Source organism: Ruegeria sp. CF1 (genome assembly GCF_056537445.1).
Window position 1 is genome coordinate 19,424 of the sequence record NZ_JBQFRN010000001.1, and the last position, 19,978, is coordinate 39,401.

The window sequence follows — 19,978 nt, forward strand, 5'->3', positions numbered from 1 at the left end:
ACCAAGATTGGGAGGGAATGATGTCATTGAATACTTCAGGAAACCAGCTTCGTCAGGGCGCTCTGATCCTGGGTGCAGCTACACTCTTGTTTGGTGCTGATGCAACTGCCCAGTCAGCGATGCCCAATGCCTGCCCTGTGGATGGATGTGAGGTGCAGATTGTATCGGTCGCCAAAGAGGGCGACGAACTGCTTGTAAACTACGATGCGAATTTCACTCCGGACGTATCGAAGAACCATTTCCATACATGGTGGGGCGAAAGCTATTCCGTTGAGCAAGTCGGCAGAAATGCCCAAAGCGAATTCAATGCCGTTCAGGGCAGGTGGCATCGGCACGATGATTACCCAAGCTATGTGACGAAGGAGGCGGCCTCGACATCGGCGCGCGAGGGAGGGACGACACTGTGCGTTACTGCTGCCGATAGGGACCACAACATATTGGATGCGACCAAGTATCATTGCGTGGATGTGCAAGAGCACCTCTGAAGCGCCAAGAATATCATGACTTTTCCCGCGTTCATCGGCCGTTACGCTGTTGACCGTGAAATCGCGAGCGGTGGGTTCGCGGCGGTTGTCCTTGCGCGGGATGACGAGTTGGAGGTTCCGGTAACCCTCAAGATTCTGCACGCCAACCTTGCGACCAATGACAAAGTCATCACCCATTTTCTCGAAGAAGCCCGTCTGTTGCGGCGCATTCGATCTCCGCGCGTTGTCTCCGTGCATGACGTGGGGCGTTTGGAGGACGGGCGGCCCTATTTTGTCATGGACTACGCGGATCGCGGCACATTGGCCGACCGACTAAAGCGTCTAAGCCCCGCTGCTTTGGCCAAACGCGAAGGTGTGGAAATACTGATTGATGCAATGGCAGATGGCTTGTCTGCGGTTCACGACGCGAATGTCGTGCATCGGGACGTCAAACCCGCAAATGTCCTTCTGCAACGAGTGAAGCGGTCCAAAGACGATAACAGCACGACGGTTTCTGATGCTTTGGTCGGCCTAGACGAGAGGGTTTTCCTGGCGGATCTCGGTATTGCGAAGGATTTAGCGATCGGTGTGACCGGCGCGACCATGATGGCTGGGACACCGCTCTACCAAGCGCCAGAACAAGCTGAGCACGGGCAACCCGTGACGCCGATGACCGACATCTATTCGGCTAGCGCGCTGATGTGGCATGTCCTGACGGGAAAGGCGCCGCCGCCATTCCATCGCGTTACCGAGTATCTTTCCAGCCTGCCGGAAATGTGGCGCGATTGCATTGAGCACGGGATGGCAATGGACCCGCAGGCGCGTTTTCTGGATATGGTGTCCTGGCGCAGTGCAATGAATGAGGCGTTGGATCGTGACCGGCGAGAGGCCGCATCCGAAGCGGTGACGCAGATATCGGAAAGTAGGGTGGAATGCCCCTACAAAGGGCTCGCCGCGTTCCAGCCAGAGGATTCCGACTATTTCTTTGGACGCGAGGATCTTGTTGAGGAACTTGTGACCCGGCTTCAACAGAGCCGGATATTGGTTCTGGGTGGCTCATCCGGCAGTGGTAAATCATCCGTTCTGCGAGCAGGGCTGCTGCCAGCGATCGCTGCCAACGCGATATCCGGTAGCGAAAACTGGCGCGTTTGTGTTTTTACCCCCGGGCGCGATCCAATGACCGATTTGTACTTTCAACTCATCGGCGACAATTCTCACCTTACGGCTCAGGTCTCGCTCAACGACTTCATCGCCTATCCGAGTGCGGCGCGCCGTTTGGCCACCGCGAATGAAGGAGAGTTGTTGATCTGCATTGATCAGTTCGAAGAACTGTTCACGCTGGTCAAACATGAACGCAGAAGCAAGTTCATCGAAGCCTTGTCAGCTATGACAGACCCCGCAGATAGCCGTGTTCGTATCGTGCTGACAATCCGTGCGGACTTTTATGCATCCTGTGCAGAGATACCGTGGCTTGCGGATCGAATCTCGGAAAACCAGTTTTTGGTTGGGCCGATGACACGGCCCGAGCTGCGCCGCGCAATCAGCGAACCGGCACATGCAGCTGGTTTGCACATGGACAGGTCCCTTATTGATGCGATCGTTGATGAGGCCGGGCGCGAAGCGGGTTCGCTCCCGCTGGTGGCGCATTCTCTGTATGAAACATGGAGCCGACGTAAAGGTGCGGTCATGTCTCTGGACGGCTACCGTCAGTCCGGTGGTGTCACAGGGGCAATCAGCCAGACAGCAGAGACACTTTTTACAGACGTTTTTGACAAAGTTCAGCAAGAGGCAACCCGGCGGCTATTCTTGCGTCTGGTTACGCCCGGCGAGGGGACACCGGACACACGGCGGTTGTTGCCGATCGATGAGATCGAGCGCGACTCGGACCCGGACACAACGCGGCGGGTCGTTGAAGCTTTGACAGATGCGCGGTTGCTGACGCTGGATGACAAAAATGTTCAGATTGCGCATGAGGCGCTGCTGCGTACATGGCCGCGACTTAATTCATGGATCGAAGAAAGCCGCGATGATCTGCGCATGCGTCAGCGTATTCAGCATGATGCTGCAGAGTGGGATGTTGAAAATCGCGAGCCCGATTTACTTTATCGCGGCACAAGGTTGTTGTCGGCTGAAGAATGGTCGGTGAAGAACCAGAATATCCTCGGTGCGTTAGAGCGGGAATTTCTGGGCGCTGCACGAGACGCGCGTGACCAAGCGCAGGCTGCATCCAAGATGCGCCGGCGTCGGCGTCGACGTATCAATCAAATTGCCGTTGCTGCCCTTGCCTTGCTGGCCATTGGCGCAACGGTTTCGTCTTTCTTGGCTATCCGCGCGTCCAACCTTGCCGAAAGCAACAGACAGATGGCAGTTGCCGCAACAGCTGAAGCCAATGAAAGGTTCGCAAGGGCGCTAGGCGCTGCGGCGAACGGGTTATCGGATACAGATCCCTTGCTTGCCCTGTCACTCAGCGCCGAAGCGATTGTCCGAGCCGAAACTGCCGGTTCGACATCAGAAGCGCGGGCGGCGATGCTGATGGCTCGGCAAAATTTGGGTGAGGGTGGGCTTGTCCCATTGGGCAGCCCGTTTACGGTTGGTGACGCGCAGACGATGGCTATTGATGCATCCGGTACGCGTGTTGCGGTTGGATTGCGTGATGGGCGCATCGTGGTTCATAGGGCTGAATCCGGCGGAGCGGTTATTGCTGAACTGGTGGGGCATTCCGGCGGGATAAGGGATGTTGCATTCTCTCCCGATGGAGAGTTGCTGGTTTCAGCGGCAACGGATGGGGATGTCCGCCTTTGGAATGTTGGTTCGGCCAGATACGGCCCGATCACGACACTGTTTTCTGGCAATGACGTCGCATTTGGCGTGGCCTTTGATTCCACCGGCAAGCGTATCGCGTCGGCGACCGGTGACGGGACCGTTCGCCTCTGGAACGTTTCCAATGGAATGCAAATTGGAGAGCCATTGGCGAAAATGCCGCTGGGCTTCAAAAAGGTCGCGTTTTCGCCCGTTTCAGAAGGACTTGTTGCCGGAAATGTCGATGGTGGCATATTCGGCTGGGTCGACGCAAAGGCTACGCCTGCATTTCCGCCGATACCGGGCGGTCCGCTGGGGCCTGACCCCGATCACCTGTCCTTCAGCCGCGACGGGAGAACATTCGCGGTAGCCCATACGAACGGGAAGGTCACGACGATTGGTTTTCCGGATGGTTCTCCGATTGTTGATCGTTTTTCAGATAGTACCGACATCGTAGCAGCAGCATTTACCGCGCCGGACAATCTGCTGGTAGGGGCAGGGGCAGACGGAACGCTGCGATTGGAAAATTCAAACATGGAACGTGTTGGCGACGTGGTGCAAGCGCACAGTCAGAGGGTTGTGGACCTTGAAGTCGCCCAAAATGCCCCGTTGCTGGCGACTTTGGGCCGGGATCAGCAGGTACGTCTCTGGCGGATTGGAACCGACCCCGGCAGCAAAGACACGCTTGTTTTGCAGAACGGGGCAAAGGCGCTGGGCATCGCTTATACGCCGGATGCAAAGTCTATAGCCATCGGTGACAGTGAGGGGAACATCTGGGTCTGGAAGATGGGGGCTTCCATGAAACCCATGCAGCTGAAGGGGCATGAAAGCCAGGTGTGGGCGATCTCTTTCTCGCTGGATGGCAAAACCATGGTGACTGGTGATCGCGAAGGCGGCTTGAAAATCTGGGACACGGCTGCAATGCGGCTGAAAAATCAACTCGATCTGGGGCAGGCTCCCGTCTGGTCGATCATGCCGGGGTCAGGTCCCGAGGTCTTTGTGGCGACAGGAGATGGAGTGCTGCAAATCGATATCTCAGACGCTGATTTGGTCAAGAGCTTTGCGCCAGCTGACATTCAGGCAAATCGTATCGCCGTCTCTGAAGATGGCGGCATGCTGGCAGCGGCCTCAGTGGATGGTAAGGTCTATATTTGGTCGATTGGCGACGGTCAGTTGATCAGAGTGATCGAAGCTGATGACAATACGCTTTGGAGTGTTGCTTTCAGTCGTGATGGCACACAGACTGCAACTGCTTCCAGCGATGAGGTGGTCAAGGTCTGGGATGTTGAAACCGGCGAAGAGCTTGCCGCTTATGGTGGCCATAGGGGTGGGGCGACGGATGTTGCCTTTTTGGCGGATGAGGCAACCTTGGTGGCAATCGACCGATCTGGGGAACTGCATTGGTGGGATACCGCGACGCACCGTCGGCTCATGCCTGTCGAAAAGATCCATGCAGGCCCGACCTGGCGTATCGCGCTGGCACCTGACGGAAATTCTTTTGCGACAACCAGCGAAGCTGGTGATGTTCGGGTTTGGGACAGGTTGAGCTTAGAGATCGCATGTGCGTTGGGCAGTCCAACCTTCGACGAAGGGCGCAGGGTTCAGTATTTGGGAAGCGATGAGCCAACAACGACCTGTGATGCCTTCGCGGATTGATCACATGGCGAGTATTGAAAAGCACTGACGGACGCTTGGATTTGAAGCGGAACTAAGCAGGCGTGATCAGATTATGGTCGGTTCACAACGAAATCCGGCATGATTTGCGCCTGTGTGATTGCGTCATCGACGTCATGCCCTGCGAAAAAACCGTACCCCGAAATCAGGGCCGAGGCGATTCCGGCAGCATGGGCCCCCAATATGTCGGTATGCAAGCTGTCACCAACCATAAGCACGCGAGTTTTATCGACCCGGCCAAGTCGCTTAAAAGCCAAGTCAAAAATATTCTCAAATGGTTTGCCGAAGAATTCGGGTACAACGCCGGTTCGATCGGCAAGACGGTGCGCGAACAGACCGGGTTCGTTTGAAAATCCGTGCTCGCGTGGTGCGACTATGTCTGGATTTCCAACCAATACCGGACGCGGGCGTTTTAGCAGGGCTGCTTCCAAATGGGCCTGACGTGCCTCGGTCCAGACGGCTGAGCCGATCATCAGAAACCCCTCAACCGAGTCATAGGGCTCGGGATCGTCATCGAGATAAGTCAGGTTCAAGTCTTCCAGATCGCGAAGGCCGGTGCTGGGTGTTGCCATCAAACCCCAATGCAGCGCGCGTTGACCGCCCAGCTCAGCCAGCAGTGTTGCGCGGCTGGTGATGATATCCTCTGACGCAAAATCATATCCCAGCCGGGCGTATTTCTCGACGAGCGCCGCATGAGGGTGACCAGCTGCATTCGAGACGACCAGAACACGTTTACCCATGGATTTGAGCTGATCAATCCGCGCGGCTGTACCGGGAATCGCAGTCTCGCCGATATTGAGGACACCGAACGCATCCAGAAGGAATACATCGAAGCCTTCAGCAATATCCATCAAAGTGTTCGCATGCTGATAGGATTGAACAGCCGGTTCAGCAGCCGGAAGTCGATGCCGAACGGCCTCGTAGGCGTCGAAAGCCTCTTGGGTCGTGAAGCGGCTCAAATAATTGCCCCTCGTACTTTGGCAGACACCCATTCGCTGATCATGACGGCAATCAGAATGACGATCAGGATAAGGCTGACCTGCGGCCATGCCAGAACGTTCAGCGACGCCGACAACTGCAGCCCGATGCCGCCTGCGCCTACGAGGCCAAGAACCGTAGACTCGCGAATATTGATGTCCCAGCGGAATACGGCGATCCCGGCAAAGGCGGGCAATATTTGCGGGACGATACCATATGCCATGACCTGCCAGCGGGATGCGCCGGTGGCGGTGATGGCTTCGACTTGGGTGTGATCAATTTCCTCGATGGCTTCATAGAGAAGCTTGGCGCAGAAGCCGATCGAACGAATGGCTATGGCGATAACACCTGCGAATACTCCGGGTCCAATGATTGCGATTAACAAAAGCGCCCAGATCAACGAGTTGATCGAGCGGGTTGAGACGATGATCAGTAACGCGATGGGGCGGATGAACACGGCCGATGGCGTGGTGTTGCGGGCGGCCAGAAAGGCGACCGGTACGGCAAGGAACAGCGCAATGATCGTACCAAGTGTGGCGATGTTCAGCGTGTCCCAGATCGGGCGGCCTAACTGCGTGATGTAGTCCCACTTTGGTGGTGTCGCGCGGGTCCAGATATCGTTCGCGATCCGGGGTGCGTCCCACACAAAGAACCATGTCGTCGAGGCCGAGATGATCTGCCAGCAGTAGACAAAGACCGCCACACCCAACAGCCAGCAAAACCAACGCACAAGGCTTTGACCGGTCGTGCGCCTGCGCCAGATTTGCGTACCTTCATGTTCAAGCACTGGCATTACTGGACCCTCGCGCGGATGATACCCGAGAGGTATTCGAGCGCCATGACGATCCCGATGATCAGGATCAGAATGGCTGCCGCAGTGTCATACTCATAGCGGTCAAACGCCGTATTCAGCGTTGCCCCAATGCCGCCGGCCCCCACAAGCCCAAGAATTGCACTTTCGCGAAAGTTGATATCGATCCTGTACATCGACAGCCCGACCAGTCGCGGCATGACCTGTGGCTGCACGCCGTAGTTGATCCATTGCATCCATCGCGCGCCCGAGGCTTTGATCGCCTCGGCCTGCACTTTGTCCATGGCCTCGATGTCTTCAGCCAAGAGCTTGGACAGGAAACCGATAGTGGCGAAGGACAGTGTCAGGAAGCCGGCCAAAGGTCCGAACCCAAAGATGGCAACCAGAAGAATGGCGACGATGATCTCTTGCAGGGCGCGGCTGATCGCAACAATGCCTCGGCAGATCACATAGACCGGGAGAGGCGCAATATTGCGTGCAGCGCCCAGTCCGATCGGGATCGATATCAGGATGCCCACCACCGACGCTGCAACCGTCATCACGATGCTCTCAAGAAGACCGCTCCAGATATCACTCCAGCGCGATATGAAATCCGGGCTTGTGAAAGCAAGGACAAAAGCCCAACCGCGATCCAAGCCTTCATAAACCCGGCCCCAATCCACCTCGATGGTCATAAATGCCGCAATCAGATAGGCGACGAATCCAACGATCAAGGTCCAGCGCAGTAAGGCGTTTTTGACGAAGGCCGGTTTCCGCCAGCCTTTGCCCAGCAGGTCATCAAGTTCGGGATGGCTCATTCCGCGGCCTCGATCTCTTCGTCGTCTTCAACTTTCTCTATGGTCGCTTCCCAGTCTTCTTCGCCATAGATTTCGGTCAACTTGTCAGGCGTAAGCCCAGAGGGGAGGCCGTCAAATACGATTTCACCAAAGCGTAGGCCAACGACGCGCGGTACGAACATTTGCGCAAGGGCCACGTCATGAATGTTGATTATCGCGGCTAATCCGCGTTCCTGACACAGCTCGGTAATCAAGCGCATGATCTGACGGCTGGTTTTTGGGTCCAGTGAGGCGGTCGGTTCATCGACCAGCAGAAGCTTGGGATTTTGGATTAGCGCCCGGCATATTCCAACCCGCTGACGCTGACCACCTGACAGTTCGTCCGCGCGTTTGTCGGCCATATGCAACAGACCCACGCGATCCAGCAGGCGGAATGCTTCATCCACGTCAGACTGGGGGTAACGTCGCAGGAAGCTCCGCCAAAACCCAACATATCCCAGCCGTCCCGACAGTACATTTTCCATGACGGTCAGGCGTTCAACCAGTGCGTATTCCTGAAAGATCATCCCCATTTCACGACGTGCTTTCCGCAGCGCGCCCGAGCCGAGTTTGACCAGGTCCATGTCGTCCAGCAGAACCTCGCCACTTGTGGGTTCAACCAAACGGTTAATGCAGCGGATCATGGTGGATTTGCCAGCACCAGAAGGCCCGATCAGCGCCAGAACCTGGCCCTTTGGCACATCTAGATCGATCGCCTTCAGGGCCTGATCGCCGGTTTTATAAGTTTTTGTAAGCTTTTGAAGCCGCAGCATTTATGCCCCCGGTTCGGGTGGTAACGGGCCCCGCAGGGCCCGTTGGATGTAGTATCGACTACTGGCAGGCGTAGGAAACGCCGTTGGCCGCGTCGATCTTGCGGATGACGTCCCAGAACTCCTGATAGGTCATCTCAAGGAACTGACCTTCATTCGATTTCGAGAACTCGGCCTCAAGCGTCGTTCCCTCCCAGTCGAAGCTGAAGAAGGCATTGCGGATTTTCTCCTGTAGCTCCGGCGTCAGGTTGTACACGGTTCCAAAGCCTGTCGTCGGGAAGGTCTGCGACTTGTAGATCGTGATGACGTCGTCTTCGTTGATAACATCGCGCGAGATCATCCGCGATTTGACCGAATTAGCGATCGAGGCAGCCAGATAGTCCTTGTTTGCGACACCCAGGATCGAGTTGTCGTGTTTGCCCGAATAAACCGGCTCAAAATCGCGTTCGGGAAGCAGATCAAAATCGCTTTTCAGGATCGCCGAGGGCGCTTTGAAGCCCGAGTTCGAAGTAGGAGAAGTAAAGGCCAATTGCTTGCCCTTGATATCCTCAACCTTTTCGATGCCTGAACCGGGATAGGTGATGATCTCCATCTCGTATCCGAAGTTTCCGTCTTTCGACGCCATGATCGTGAAGGGCCTGAATCCGGCGCAGTTCACGGCCAACGGGTTTGAACCGGTATTGAAGCCCGCAATATGCAGACGCCCCGAACGCATGGCCTCAATCTGGGCCGCGTTGTTCTGAACTGGAAAGAAAACCACGTCTTTGCCAGTTTCCGCTTTCAGATGATCAAGAAAGTCTGACCAAGCAGTTTTGTATACGGCAGGGTCTTCAACCGGGGTGTAGGCAAAGATCAGAGTATCAGGATCAATCTGATCGGCAGGATCAGCGGGGATATCCGCGATCAGATCGCCATCGGCATCACAGAACCGCGCATCCAGATCACCGCGCGGGCAGTCTTGCGCCGAAGCCGTGCCCGACAGTGACAAGAGCGCGATTGCGGAAGCTCCGATCAGTAGTTTGATATCAAATTTCATTTCTTCCTCCCAGTCATGCGTGGCTTTTCTGTCCACGGTTTGTCGTTCTTTGTAAGGACTGCTCAGCGACAAGAATCTTCACCCCGGCGTCGTTGATCGCGCCAAGCAAATCCCCTGTTGGTTGGGTATCAGTTACGATTGAATTCAGCCCGTCAAGGTCGCCCACACGGGTCAAACCTTTGCGGTCGAATTTCTCGGACCCGATCAGAAGATGTCGCGTCGCGGCGCGTGCCAGCATCATCCGTTTGACGGTTGCGAAACCGCGCACGGTCTCTGACGGCCCTTCTTCTGACAGGCCGGACGCGCCAATCATGCAGCGATCGACGTTGAAACGAGACAGGAAATCCAGTGTATCTGTCCCGATCGTGGCGGACTCGGCGGTCAGATATTCGCCTGGGCATAGAATGACTTCAACGGGTGCGTGACCAAGGGTCATGGCCACCGGTATCGAATTCGTAATTGCCGTGCAGTGAATGCCCCGATACGCCAACATACGGGCCATCTCGATCGTGGTTGAGCCGGAATCGATCATCACCGTCTCGCCTTCCTGAATCAGGTCAGCTGCGCATTTGCCGATCTTTTCACGCTCATCAAGGCGGGCGTGGGTGCGCTCATCCAGACTTGGATAACGTCCTTGTATCGGGGCAGAGGCACCGCCATGCGCCCGCGAGATCAGCCCATCATCAGCTAGGGCATCAAAATCCCTGCGCACCGTTTCCGCCGAAACATTGAAACGCTGCGCCAATTCGCTGATCCGGACGTGCGGGCGAAGCTTCAATTCCAACAATATCTCACGGCGGCGGTCGGATTTCTTGAACCGACTCTGGCCCTTGTTGGTTTTCTTATCGCGCGTTTCCGCTTTGGGCATCTGGCAATCCGACTCGGTTTCAATCTCACTTTTGTGGCGTTTCAGTCGTTTTGCAACAATTTCTGTTGCAAAGCCCACGATTCATTGTGAGACTTCAAAGAACTGTTTCTATTTCGAGGCGTAGCAATCGAAGTGCACCGGCGTTCTGGATGTAGCCACCTTGTTCAACAGCACGTATGTGTTGCCATTGCCCTTTGCGTAGTGCCAGAGCCAAGAGCGCGCGCATGAGCAAGACCGAATTCACAGATCAGATCGGTGCGCTTCCAGTGCGATGGGACAAGTCCGACAAGCTGCGGGTTCTCATGGTCACTTCGCGTGACCGGGGGCGGTGGGTCATCCCCAAAGGTTGGATGATGGATGGTAAGAAGCCTTGGCATGCCGCTGAAATCGAAGCTTTGGAAGAGGCCGGAGCGGTTGGCTTTATCTCCAAGAAATCGATCGGGTGCTTTCACTATGACAAGCGATACGAGGGTAAAAGCAGCGTGCCTTGCCGCGTAACGCTTTATCCGTTGATTGTGGAACGGCTCAAACGCCGTTGGAAGGAACGCGACGAACGCAAGCGCCACTGGTTCTCACCTGCCAAGGCCGCAAAGCTTGTCGAAGAGAAAGAACTGGCGCGTTTGTTAAAGAGCCTGTCAGATAATCAAGAGACGTTGGCTGTTATCGAAAAATTGCGAAAGGCCGCATGAGGAAGGGCATATAAGAGCCGGGAAATCCGGACGCAGTGAACTTAAAGGGAGAGAAATCAATGAAGAAATTTACATCCACAACGTTGGGATCGCTTATTGCCCTTGCCGCATCGATGTCAGCGGCACAGGCTGACAAGTTGACACTTTATTGTTCTGCGCAAGAGGATTGGTGCCAGCTTATGGCGCGCAGTTTTGAGGACGCGACCGGCATCGACGTTAATATGACCCGTAAATCCTCGGGTGAGACATTTGCTCAGATCCGTGCAGAAAGCTCCAACCCAAAGGGTGACGTTTGGTGGGGCGGAACGGGGGATCCGCATCTGCAGGCCGCAGAAGAGGGCCTGACGATGGAATACATGTCGCCGATGCGTGACCAGCTTCATGATTGGGCGATTTCTCAGGCGGAAAGCGCGGGTAACAAGACCATCGGCATCTATTCAGGTGCGCTTGGTTACGGCTACAATGCCGATCTTGTCGCCGCGAACAACCTTCCCGAACCTGCTTGCTGGAAGGACCTTCTGAAGCCCGAGTACAAGGGGCACGTTCAGATGGCGAACCCGAACTCATCAGGTACGGCCTACACGACCCTGGCCTCGATGGTGCAAATCTTCGGCGAGGACGAAGGATTTGAGTTCATGAAGGGGCTGCATTCGAACATCAACCAATACACCAAGTCAGGCTCGGCACCGATCAAGGCTGCTGGTCGAGGCGAGAATACAATTGGTATCGTTTTCATGCATGACGCAGTAAAGCAGGCGGTATCGGGTTTCCCGATCAAAGTCGTCGCGCCATGTGAAGGTACTGGTTACGAGATCGGTTCGATGTCGATCATCGAAGGCGCGCGCAACGAAGATGAGGCCAAAAAGTTCTATGACTGGGCATTGTCGCCCGAGGCGCAGAACCTCGCCCTTCAGGTAAATGCCTTCCAAGTGCCGTCAAACAAAGGTGCTGAAACTTCGGAAAGCGCGCCTGACATGAGCCAGATCAAGCTGATCGACTATGACTTCAAGAAATACGGCTCGTCGGATGAGCGCAAGCGCTTGCTGCAGAAATGGGACGAAGAGGTTTCGGTACTGCCGCAGTAAATGACTGACGACACGACAAAAACGACCCATCCGGTTCTGATCTTCTGGGTCATCGCCGGGTGGGTCGGATTCTGCCTGCTGCCGTGGTACATGGTTGACGGTGGCCTGTGGTCGTTCGATTGGCTGCTGGACGGCTACCCTTTCGACGAAGATTATGCGCCTGCTGCCTTTCTAATCGGGCAGGGTGAAAAGCTGTGGCTTGCTCCGCTTCTTATTGCACTCCTGCTGCCACTTCTGGTGTTAAGACGCGCCAAATCAGATCCGCTTCATGCGCGCATTCTGATCCTGTCAGGGGCACTGGGCTTCGGCTGGCTGATCGCACAAGGGTTCAGCATCGGAATCCGAGGCTACAATTTCGATTGGCTGGAAGCCTTGTTCGGAGAGCTCGGTGATCGGCAATTCGGCATGGGCTATGGCGCGATGATCTGCGCGTCGAGTTTTCTGTTCCTTCTGACCCAGGGTGTCGCCGCACGTGGGGCGATTAACGGAGACGTCTTCGTGGTCAGCGCCATCGGTGGTGTGATCACCATCGTCACCGCGTTTGTATTCTTTCCTATCGCCAAGATGCTGTTCGCTGCCTTTGTGACGGAAGAGGGCGCGTACTCCATCGCAGTGTTCTTCTCGAAATTCTTTGACGACCGGCTTTGGGGGCTGGGATGTTTCTGGGGCGCACGATGCGGGGCGGCATGGAACTCACTGTTTCTGGCCATCCTCGTCGGCTTCATCACCACTGCGCTCGGCTTGTGCTTTGCGCTTGTCGTGACCCGCTCGGGCTTTCGGTACAAGCGCGCGTTGCGCGCACTGACGGTTCTGCCGATTATCACGCCACCGTTCGTGATCGGCCTAGCGCTGATCCTGCTGTTTGGATTGTCGGGTTCAGTAACGCAGTTCTTTGCCGAATTAATCGGCACCCAACCCACTCGCTGGCTGTATGGCATGCCGGGTGTTCTGATTGCTCAGACTTTGGCATTTACACCCATCGCCTTCCTTGTGCTGATTGGCGTCGTTGAAGGGGTGTCTCCCTCGATGGAAGAAGCGGCCCAGACATTGCGCGCGAATAGATGGCAGACGTTCAAAACCGTGTCCCTACCGTTAATGCGCCCTGGCCTTGCCAATGCTTTCCTTCTGGGCTTCATCGAAAGCATGGCCGATTTCGGCAACCCACTTGTGTTAGGTGGCAATTTCGATGTGCTGTCGACCGAGATTTTCTTTGCAATTGTTGGTGCGCAATATGATCAGGGTCGCGCTGCGGTTCTGGCCATGGTGTTGTTGTTCTTCACGCTTTCTGCCTTTTACGCGCAGCGAGCCTGGCTGGGTAAGAAAAGCTACACCACAGTCACGGGCAAAGGTGACGCTGGCGTACATCCATTGATGCCAACCGGCCTTTCCATCCCGGTGCTAACCGTCGCCCTTGGCTGGGCCGTGTTTACCATCGTCGTCTACGCCATGATCGTCTACGGCAGTGTGGTCGAGCTGTGGGGGGTCAACAATTCCCTGACGTTCAAGCACTACGTAACTGCCTTCTCGGTTCGGTTCGAGGCGGAAGGAATTCGCTGGACAGGGGCCGCATGGGACAGTTTCTGGACCACCATAACAATCGCCGCAATCGCCGCGCCGCTTACGGCTGCAGTTGGGCTCGTGACGGCCTATCTACTAACCCGGCAGAGTTTCGCAGGCAAAGATGCTTTTGAGTTCGGCACCATGCTGTCCTTTGCCATCCCTGGCACGGTGATCGGCGTCAGCTACATTCTCGCCTTCAACGTGCCACCGATCGAGATCACGGGAACCGGTGTCATCCTTGTTGTCAGCTTCATCTTCCGCAATATGCCGGTCGGTGTCCGAGCCGGCATCGCCAGCATGTCGCAACTGGATCGCAGTCTTGACGAGTCATCTCTGACCCTCGGGGCAAATTCGTGGCAGACTTTCCGGCGGATCATCCTACCACTACTGCGCCCGGCAATTCTTGCGGCGCTTGTGTACAGCTTCGTGCGGGCCATGACGGCGATTTCGGCCGTGATCTTTCTGGTCAGCGCGGAATATGACATGGCGACCAGCTATATCATCGGGCGGGTCGAGAATAACGACTATGGTCTCGCCATCGCCTATTCCACCACACTGATCTTTGTGATGCTGTCAGTGGTTGCCCTGATGCAGCTGATCGTGGGTCGGACCAAGATCGGGCGACGAATGACGCAGTCGCGGACCAATGTTTAGGAGAGTTTGACATGAGCCTGCAGTCCAAAGCCGCGCCGGTTCGGTTCGAGTCCGTGACAAAGATGTTCGGCAAGGATGTCGTTGCCGTCGACAATATTGACCTGAATGTCGATGCAGGAAAACTGGTCACGCTGTTGGGCCCGTCAGGCTGCGGCAAGACGACGACGTTGAGGATGATCGCGGGGCTCGAAATGGCCACCTCGGGAAAGATTACCATCGGGGATCGCGATGTGACCAAACTGCCCGCGACGGACCGCGACGTATCCATGGTGTTCCAGTCCTACGCGCTGTTTCCTCATATGAGCGTGCTTGAGAACGTGATGTATGGCCTCACGTTCTCGGGCTTTGCTAAAGACGAGGCCCGCCGCCGCGCGTTGGACGGTTTAGAGCTGGTTGGCCTGAAAGGTTTTGACGGCCGTCTCCCGTCAGAATTGTCTGGTGGCCAACAGCAGCGCGTCGCTGTAGCGCGGGCTTTGGTGTTGGAACCACAGGTGCTGTTGTTTGATGAACCGCTCTCGAACCTCGACGCGAAACTACGCCGCCAGGTACGCGAGGACATCCGGGCCATTCAGCAAGACCTTGGTCTGACCGTCGTCTACGTAACACACGATCAGGAAGAGGCTCTGGCAGTATCGGACGAAATCGTCGTGATGCGGAATGCCGCGATTGCCCAGATTGGCACGCCCCGCCAGCTTTACGACGCCCCAAATGATCGCTTTGTTGCTGATTTTATTGGTGAGGCAAATCTGCTTGCCTGCCAGATCAACTCTGTCGACGGCGACATGGCCACCATCGAGATCGAAGGCTATCGTCACACATTGCCTTCCCGCGGCCTGACCGAAGGGCCTGCGACCGTTGCCATCCGGCCTTCTCGACTTGTGATCGGGGCCGCGCAAGGGGTTGCAGCGACCGTCTCCAAAGCCACCTATGTGGGTGTCCGAATGGAGTACACTCTGACCGGTGCGTTCGGCCAGGTCTTTGCAGTCCATGACGATGTCGATGCGCCGCTAGAGCCGGGTACAGAAGTACAGATGGCCTTCGCCGAGAAAGGTCCGGTGCTTTTGCCCGAATAGATGCCCTGTCTTCTAATCATCACGCACCCCGAGGTCATCATTGACCCGAACACCCCCATTCTGGACTGGGGGCTTAGCGCGGAAGGCCGCCGCCGCGCTGCGGCCTTCGCAACCAGCGGAATTTTTGCAGAAGTTACCCACCTATGGGCCAGCACCGAGCAAAAGGCCCGCGAGACGGCCGACATCCTGGCTGCGCCCCGAAGCCTGCGGATAAAACAAGATGCCGCACTTGGCGAGAATGATCGAAGCGCCACCGGTTTTCTGCCGCGTGACCGGTTCGAAGCTGCCGCTGACGCATTCTTTGCCCACCCCAACACCAGTTTTCGCGGCTGGGAAACTGCCGTTGCCGCCCAGCGGCGTATAAACCAAGCAGTAACTTCAATTATCGAAACGCATGATGGCAGTGACCTCGCCATCGTTACCCATGGGGCCGTCGGGACCCTTCTGTGGTGCTCCTTGTCGGGCCGCCCCATTGATCGGAGGTATGATCAGCCCGGGCAAGGCCATTATTGGCAAGCCGATCTAACGGACCTTAAACCGCTGAGCGGATGGCGCTCAATCGACTAGATTGTCAGGCCTGCCACGCGTTCTCCGAGATTTCACGCAAAGTATCAAACACATCCGGAGTACCAGCGATCACCCGACCGCCGTTGCGGATCATTGCGCCTGCGTCCTGATCTTCGACCACGCCGCCTGCTTCCGCAATCATCAATTGACCAGCCAGACAATCCCAGGCGTTCATATGTTCTTCGACATAGCCAAGCAGCCGGCCCGCTGCGACATAGGCCAGTGACAGCGCGCCACTGGCGTTTCTGTGAAACATGGCCCCACGCTCGATCAGGTTCGCGACGATTGGAACAATGTTACGGTTATCCACCCGGTTCGAATAACCCACTGCCACCGTTCCTTGATGCAGCGCAACACCCGAAGCGACCCTCATTGGCGCATCATTCAGTGTTGCCCCGCCTCCGCGCGAGGCTACGAAGGTCTCATTGATATTTGGGTCATGGATTACACCGATCTCGGTATTTTCCTCAGCGACGCCCGCCAGAACGATGGTCCAGGCCGGAATGCCATTGACGAAATTCGTGGTGCCATCGATTGGATCGATCACCCAGTCAAATCCGCTTGAACCTTGTGTTTCACCATGCTCTTCGCCAAATATGCCATCGTTGGGCCAAGCCTCGGCGATCCTCTGGCGGATGAAGGTTTCGACATTCCGGTCTGCCTCGCTGACCCAATCCTGTGCGCCTTTTTGATCGACGATCAAACCGCCTCGGTCGGAGAAATATCTGAAGGCGATTGTGCCAGCTTCCTTGCAGATCGCGATCGCGAAGTCTTTGCGTTCTTTGAGGTAATCCATTGGGAATCCAAATCATATCTGTTGTTGGCCAAAACTGTGCAGGCTTGGTGATGGAATGGCAAATACCAAATGCTGGTGAATTCGGTCCGGGGCAGCCATTGACAGGCGTGCCTTCAACCGCATTTCACGTCTTCAAAACGGGGCGCGCAGGTTTCGTGCTAAACACGATGCTGTAAGAATACGTCGCCGGGAACGATTATAGCATTGAAAAAAATGGTAGCCCGTAGGGGAATCGAACCCCTCTTTCCAGGTTGAAAACCTGGCGTCCTAACCGATAGACGAACGGGCCATTTAGACCAGACAAGCACAAGTGGTAGCCCGTAGGGGAATCGAACCCCTCTTTCCAGGTTGAAAACCTGGCGTCCTAACCGATAGACGAACGGGCCACGCTGGCTTGTGGAGGGCCTTTTACGGTTTACCTTCCCCCCCCGCAAGACGAAAAACGCAAGGCTGTGAAACTTTTTTGGCCGTTCCTGAGCGGCGTTGAAACGGTAGTCAGACAGCTTCTGCCGCGTCTTCCAGCCGCAGCTGCACGCTCTGTCGTCCGCCCCAGGTATTCACCTCAAGCCGACCCGCGAAATGGAACCGCGCGCCGCCGTGATTAGACAGGCGATCCCCCAACGGGCCGTCGAACGCGCCAAAGGCGATGGCATCCAGTCCGCCAGACATTCCATCCGAAAGTGACAGCTTCAAATGTGTTTCGCCCACGCGTTTAGCAAAGCGCACTTGCAGATCAGGCAGCGCATAGCGCGGGGCAGGGGCACCGGCCCCGAAAGGACCCGCTTTCTCTACCTGTTCGATCAGATCGACTGTCGCGGCCCCGGGCATCAGCGCCCCGTCCAGTTTCAAGTCGGCGGGACCGCCTTGGCCTGCACCCTGCTTGGCCAGAAGCTCGGACAGGCGCGACATTGCAGGCTCCAACTGATCACGCATCACCGTGAGACCGGCCGCCATCTTGTGGCCACCACCCTTGACCAGCAGCCCTTCGGCAGCCAGTCGCTGGATCGACGCGCCCAGATCAACGCCCGAGATCGACCTGCCTGAACCTTTGCCCTCATCCCCGTCGAACCCGATCACGATAGCGGGCCGGTTTGCCGACTCTTTCAGCCGCGAAGCAACGATACCTACCACCCCGGGATGCCAACCGTCGCCTGCGGCCCAGACCAGCGGCGCATCCAACCCACGGTCCTCGGCTTGCGCCAAAGCCGCCGCGCGGACCGCGTTTTCGATCTCGCGCCGTTCCGAATTCAGGGCATCCAGCCGCTCGGATAAGGCTTCGGCCTCAGTGATCGAGTCCGTGCTCAGCAGCCGCGCGCCAAGATCAGCCTGACCAATGCGACCGCCAGCATTGACGCGCGGCCCCAGCAGAAACCCCAGATGATTGCTGTTGGGCGCGGTATCCATGCGCGCCACGTCTGACAACGCGACCAAACCAGGCCTTTGCCTTTGGGTCATCACTTTCAGGCCCTGTCGAACCAGCGCCCGGTTGGCGTCGATCAACGGCGCAACGTCCGCGACCGTGGCCAGCGCCACCAGATCGAGCATTGCCATCAGATCCGGCCCCTTGGCCCCGGCCTCACGCAACTGACGACCCGCCTCGACCAGCATCAGGAACACCACCGCAGCAGCGCAGAGATAGCCTAGATCGCCGCTTTCGTCCTGTCGGTTCGGGTTCACCACGGCGACGCAATCCGGCAGGGTTTCTGCACCCAAATGGTGATCCAAAACGATCACATCCGCACCCTTCGCCGCCGCGATAGGTTCGTGGCTCAGCGTTCCGCAATCCACGCAGATGATCAGGTCATGGCTAGCCGCCAGTTCCTGCATTGCAGGTACATTTGGCCCATAGCCTTCATCAATCCGGTCGGGCACATAAAGCGTCGCGGCAAGCCCCATCTGGCGCAGCCACACCAACAACAACGCAGCCGAACTGCCCCCGTCCACATCATAGTCAGCAAACACTGCGATCTTTTGGCGCTTGCGCACAGCCTGTAGAAACCGGGCTGCAGCGACGTCCATATCTTTCATCGATCGCGGGTCGGGCAGCAGTTCCTTCAACTTGGGTTCCAGGAAACCGGCGGCCTCCATCACCGGTACACCGCGCCGTGCCAAAACCTGACAGACGGCGCGAGGCAGATCTGTCTGCTGCGCCATCATTTCTGCTGACCGCTCGACCTCAATCCCCGGTCCGATCCAGCGTCGCCCCGTCAGAGATTGCTCTACGCCCAGAAATGCCACATCTCACCTCATGCACTAAGGCCGGACCCCTGGGGATCCGGCCTCTTGGTCTTTTATGAATACTCTTGCTGAAGGCGCTGGCGCAAGCCGCTATGCTTCGTTGTGTGGCCACATCGGCGTGCGGTAGGACATCCGCCGCACCGAGCCCGTTTTTGATCGCATAAGCAGCGTCGTTGTTTCAACCCAACCCGGTTCCCGCTTGATGCGCGGCAGCAGTGAACCTCCGGTGACCCCAGTAGCAGCAAAGATTACATCCGCCGTTACCATCTCGTCGCGCGCATAAACACGGTCCAGATCTGTGATGCCCGCCTTGGCCGCCCGGCCACGTTCGTCGTCATTACGGAACAACAGGCGGCCAAAGATCTGACCGCCCATGCATTTCAGCGCGGCTGCGGCAAGCACACCCTCGGGCGCGCCACCTTGACCCATATACATGTCGATGCCGGTCACTTCGCTTTCGGCGCAATGCATCACACCTGCGACGTCGCCATCTGTGATCAGGCGGATCGACGCACCGGTATCGCGGACTTCAGCAATCATCGCTTCGTGGCGAGGACGCTCCAATATGCATACGGTAATATCCGCAGGCTCGCAGCCTTTGGCCTTGGCCAGCGCTTCAACTCGCTCGCGCGGGCTCATGTCCAAGCTTACGACACCTTCGGGAAAGCCCGGACCAATGGCCAGTTTGTCCATGTATACGTCCGGAGCGTGTAGCATTGAGCCGCGCGGGCCCATGGCAATGACGGTCAGCGCGTTGGGCATGTCCTTGGCGGTCAGGGTTGTGCCTTCAAGCGGGTCCAGCGCAATGTCTACGCCCGGGCCGTTACCAGTGCCAACCTCTTCGCCGATATAGAGCATCGGTGCTTCATCACGCTCGCCCTCACCAATGACAACGACACCCTCAATGTCCAGAAGGTTCAGTTGTTCACGCATAGCGTTGACGGCAGCCTGATCGGCAGCTTTCTCATCACCCCGGCCAACCAGAGAGGCGGACGCCAGCGCGGCCTGTTCTGCCACCCGTGCAAGGCCCAGAGACAGCAGGCGGTCGTTGAAATCGATCTTGGCAGCGTTCATCTTCGCATATCCTTTGGTCAGCTAAGG

Annotated in this window: 16 protein-coding genes and 2 tRNA genes; 7 read left to right on the forward strand and 11 right to left on the reverse strand. The window is 56.8% G+C overall.

Going from position 1 to position 19,978, the window contains the following annotated elements:
* Positions 1–20: 20 nt before the first annotated feature.
* On the forward strand, positions 21–485 hold the full coding sequence (locus ACRZ96_RS00090; RefSeq protein WP_170396227.1) for a hypothetical protein: 465 nt from the start codon (positions 21–23) through the stop codon (positions 483–485).
* 15 nt (positions 486–500) lie between these two features.
* A complete protein-coding gene (locus ACRZ96_RS00095) occupies positions 501–4,919 on the forward strand; it encodes a WD40 repeat domain-containing serine/threonine protein kinase (protein WP_480814119.1) in 4,419 nt (1,472 codons plus the stop codon).
* Positions 4,920–4,990: 71 nt separating this feature from the next.
* Here the strand turns inward: ACRZ96_RS00095 and ACRZ96_RS00100 are convergent, their stop codons facing one another.
* From ACRZ96_RS00100 to ACRZ96_RS00125, 6 genes are read right to left on the reverse strand one after another with little or no spacing between them, the layout of a single operon-like run.
* Positions 4,991–5,929, reverse strand: a complete 939-nt coding sequence (locus tag ACRZ96_RS00100; protein WP_480814120.1) for an HAD-IIA family hydrolase — start codon at positions 5,927–5,929, stop codon at positions 4,991–4,993.
* Entirely contained in the window at positions 5,893–6,708 is an 816-nt protein-coding gene (gene phnE / locus ACRZ96_RS00105; protein ID WP_170396234.1) for a phosphonate ABC transporter, permease protein PhnE, read from the reverse strand. Before phnE (ACRZ96_RS00105) ends, ACRZ96_RS00100 begins: the two co-directional genes overlap by 37 nt.
* Complete coding sequence (gene phnE, locus ACRZ96_RS00110) at positions 6,708–7,523, reverse strand: phosphonate ABC transporter, permease protein PhnE (protein WP_170403405.1); 816 nt, start codon at positions 7,521–7,523, stop codon at positions 6,708–6,710. The genes phnE (ACRZ96_RS00105) and phnE (ACRZ96_RS00110) overlap by 1 nt, the downstream gene beginning before the upstream one ends.
* Complete coding sequence (gene phnC, locus ACRZ96_RS00115; protein WP_480705245.1) at positions 7,520–8,314, reverse strand: phosphonate ABC transporter ATP-binding protein; 795 nt, start codon at positions 8,312–8,314, stop codon at positions 7,520–7,522. The genes phnE (ACRZ96_RS00110) and phnC overlap by 4 nt, the downstream gene beginning before the upstream one ends.
* Positions 8,315–8,372: 58 nt before the next feature.
* Positions 8,373–9,347 carry a phosphate/phosphite/phosphonate ABC transporter substrate-binding protein gene (gene phnD, locus ACRZ96_RS00120; RefSeq protein WP_170396240.1) on the reverse strand — a complete coding sequence of 325 codons (975 nt, stop codon included), beginning with the start codon at positions 9,345–9,347 and terminating at the stop codon, positions 8,373–8,375.
* 13 nt (positions 9,348–9,360) lie between these two features.
* Positions 9,361–10,215 carry a DeoR/GlpR family DNA-binding transcription regulator gene (locus ACRZ96_RS00125; protein WP_170422365.1) on the reverse strand — a complete coding sequence of 285 codons (855 nt, stop codon included), beginning with the start codon at positions 10,213–10,215 and terminating at the stop codon, positions 9,361–9,363.
* 224 nt (positions 10,216–10,439) lie between these two features.
* Here ACRZ96_RS00125 and ACRZ96_RS00130 point away from each other — a divergent pair, with 224 nt between their 5' ends.
* From ACRZ96_RS00130 to ACRZ96_RS00150, 5 genes are read left to right on the forward strand one after another with little or no spacing between them, the layout of a single operon-like run.
* Positions 10,440–10,904: an NUDIX hydrolase gene (locus ACRZ96_RS00130; protein ID WP_170396245.1), complete on the forward strand. Its 465-nt coding sequence runs from the start codon at positions 10,440–10,442 to the stop codon at positions 10,902–10,904.
* Positions 10,905–10,963: 59 nt separating this feature from the next.
* Complete coding sequence (locus ACRZ96_RS00135) at positions 10,964–11,989, forward strand: ABC transporter substrate-binding protein (protein ID WP_170422361.1); 1,026 nt, start codon at positions 10,964–10,966, stop codon at positions 11,987–11,989.
* On the forward strand, positions 11,990–14,203 hold the full coding sequence (locus ACRZ96_RS00140; protein ID WP_480705243.1) for an ABC transporter permease: 2,214 nt from the start codon (positions 11,990–11,992) through the stop codon (positions 14,201–14,203).
* An 11-nt stretch (positions 14,204–14,214) separates the two neighbouring features.
* Complete coding sequence (locus ACRZ96_RS00145) at positions 14,215–15,276, forward strand: ABC transporter ATP-binding protein (protein ID WP_480762627.1); 1,062 nt, start codon at positions 14,215–14,217, stop codon at positions 15,274–15,276.
* Entirely contained in the window at positions 15,277–15,843 is a 567-nt protein-coding gene (locus tag ACRZ96_RS00150; protein WP_170612483.1) for a histidine phosphatase family protein, read from the forward strand.
* A gap of 4 nt (positions 15,844–15,847) precedes the next feature.
* Here ACRZ96_RS00150 and ACRZ96_RS00155 read toward each other — a convergent pair whose 3' ends face one another.
* The 5 genes from ACRZ96_RS00155 to glpX all read right to left on the reverse strand — a co-directional run bounded on the left by ACRZ96_RS00155 (position 15,848) and on the right by glpX (position 19,951).
* Complete coding sequence (locus tag ACRZ96_RS00155) at positions 15,848–16,639, reverse strand: inositol monophosphatase family protein (RefSeq protein ID WP_480705239.1); 792 nt, start codon at positions 16,637–16,639, stop codon at positions 15,848–15,850.
* 214 nt (positions 16,640–16,853) lie between these two features.
* Positions 16,854–16,928: transfer RNA gene (locus tag ACRZ96_RS00160), tRNA-Glu, on the reverse strand.
* A gap of 22 nt (positions 16,929–16,950) precedes the next feature.
* A tRNA-Glu gene (locus ACRZ96_RS00165) sits at positions 16,951–17,025 on the reverse strand.
* Positions 17,026–17,134: 109 nt separating this feature from the next.
* On the reverse strand, positions 17,135–18,877 hold the full coding sequence (recJ, locus tag ACRZ96_RS00170) for a single-stranded-DNA-specific exonuclease RecJ (protein WP_480814121.1): 1,743 nt from the start codon (positions 18,875–18,877) through the stop codon (positions 17,135–17,137).
* Positions 18,878–18,967: 90 nt separating this feature from the next.
* Positions 18,968–19,951 (reverse strand): class II fructose-bisphosphatase, encoded by a 984-nt coding sequence (gene glpX, locus ACRZ96_RS00175; RefSeq protein WP_170422349.1) that lies wholly within the window; start codon positions 19,949–19,951, stop codon positions 18,968–18,970.
* Positions 19,952–19,978: the final 27 nt, after the last annotated feature.

Excerpts from the sequence above, each read along its gene's own strand:
- ACRZ96_RS00090 (WP_170396227.1), top strand. The coding sequence starts at position 21 with ATGTCATTGAATACTTCAGGAAACCAGCTTCGTCAGGGCGCTCTGATC.
- ACRZ96_RS00095 (WP_480814119.1), top strand. The coding sequence starts at position 501 with ATGACTTTTCCCGCGTTCATCGGCCGTTACGCTGTTGACCGTGAAATC.
- ACRZ96_RS00100 (WP_480814120.1), bottom strand. The coding sequence starts at position 5,929 with ATGGGTGTCTGCCAAAGTACGAGGGGCAATTATTTGAGCCGCTTCACG.
- phnE (WP_170396234.1), bottom strand. The coding sequence starts at position 6,708 with ATGCCAGTGCTTGAACATGAAGGTACGCAAATCTGGCGCAGGCGCACG.
- phnE (WP_170403405.1), bottom strand. The coding sequence starts at position 7,523 with ATGAGCCATCCCGAACTTGATGACCTGCTGGGCAAAGGCTGGCGGAAA.
- phnC (WP_480705245.1), bottom strand. The coding sequence starts at position 8,314 with ATGCTGCGGCTTCAAAAGCTTACAAAAACTTATAAAACCGGCGATCAG.
- phnD (WP_170396240.1), bottom strand. The coding sequence starts at position 9,347 with ATGAAATTTGATATCAAACTACTGATCGGAGCTTCCGCAATCGCGCTC.
- ACRZ96_RS00125 (WP_170422365.1), bottom strand. The coding sequence starts at position 10,215 with ATGCCCAAAGCGGAAACGCGCGATAAGAAAACCAACAAGGGCCAGAGT.
- ACRZ96_RS00130 (WP_170396245.1), top strand. The coding sequence starts at position 10,440 with ATGAGCAAGACCGAATTCACAGATCAGATCGGTGCGCTTCCAGTGCGA.
- ACRZ96_RS00135 (WP_170422361.1), top strand. The coding sequence starts at position 10,964 with ATGAAGAAATTTACATCCACAACGTTGGGATCGCTTATTGCCCTTGCC.
- ACRZ96_RS00140 (WP_480705243.1), top strand. The coding sequence starts at position 11,990 with ATGACTGACGACACGACAAAAACGACCCATCCGGTTCTGATCTTCTGG.
- ACRZ96_RS00145 (WP_480762627.1), top strand. The coding sequence starts at position 14,215 with ATGAGCCTGCAGTCCAAAGCCGCGCCGGTTCGGTTCGAGTCCGTGACA.
- ACRZ96_RS00150 (WP_170612483.1), top strand. The coding sequence starts at position 15,277 with ATGCCCTGTCTTCTAATCATCACGCACCCCGAGGTCATCATTGACCCG.
- ACRZ96_RS00155 (WP_480705239.1), bottom strand. The coding sequence starts at position 16,639 with ATGGATTACCTCAAAGAACGCAAAGACTTCGCGATCGCGATCTGCAAG.
- glpX (WP_170422349.1), bottom strand. The coding sequence starts at position 19,951 with ATGAACGCTGCCAAGATCGATTTCAACGACCGCCTGCTGTCTCTGGGC.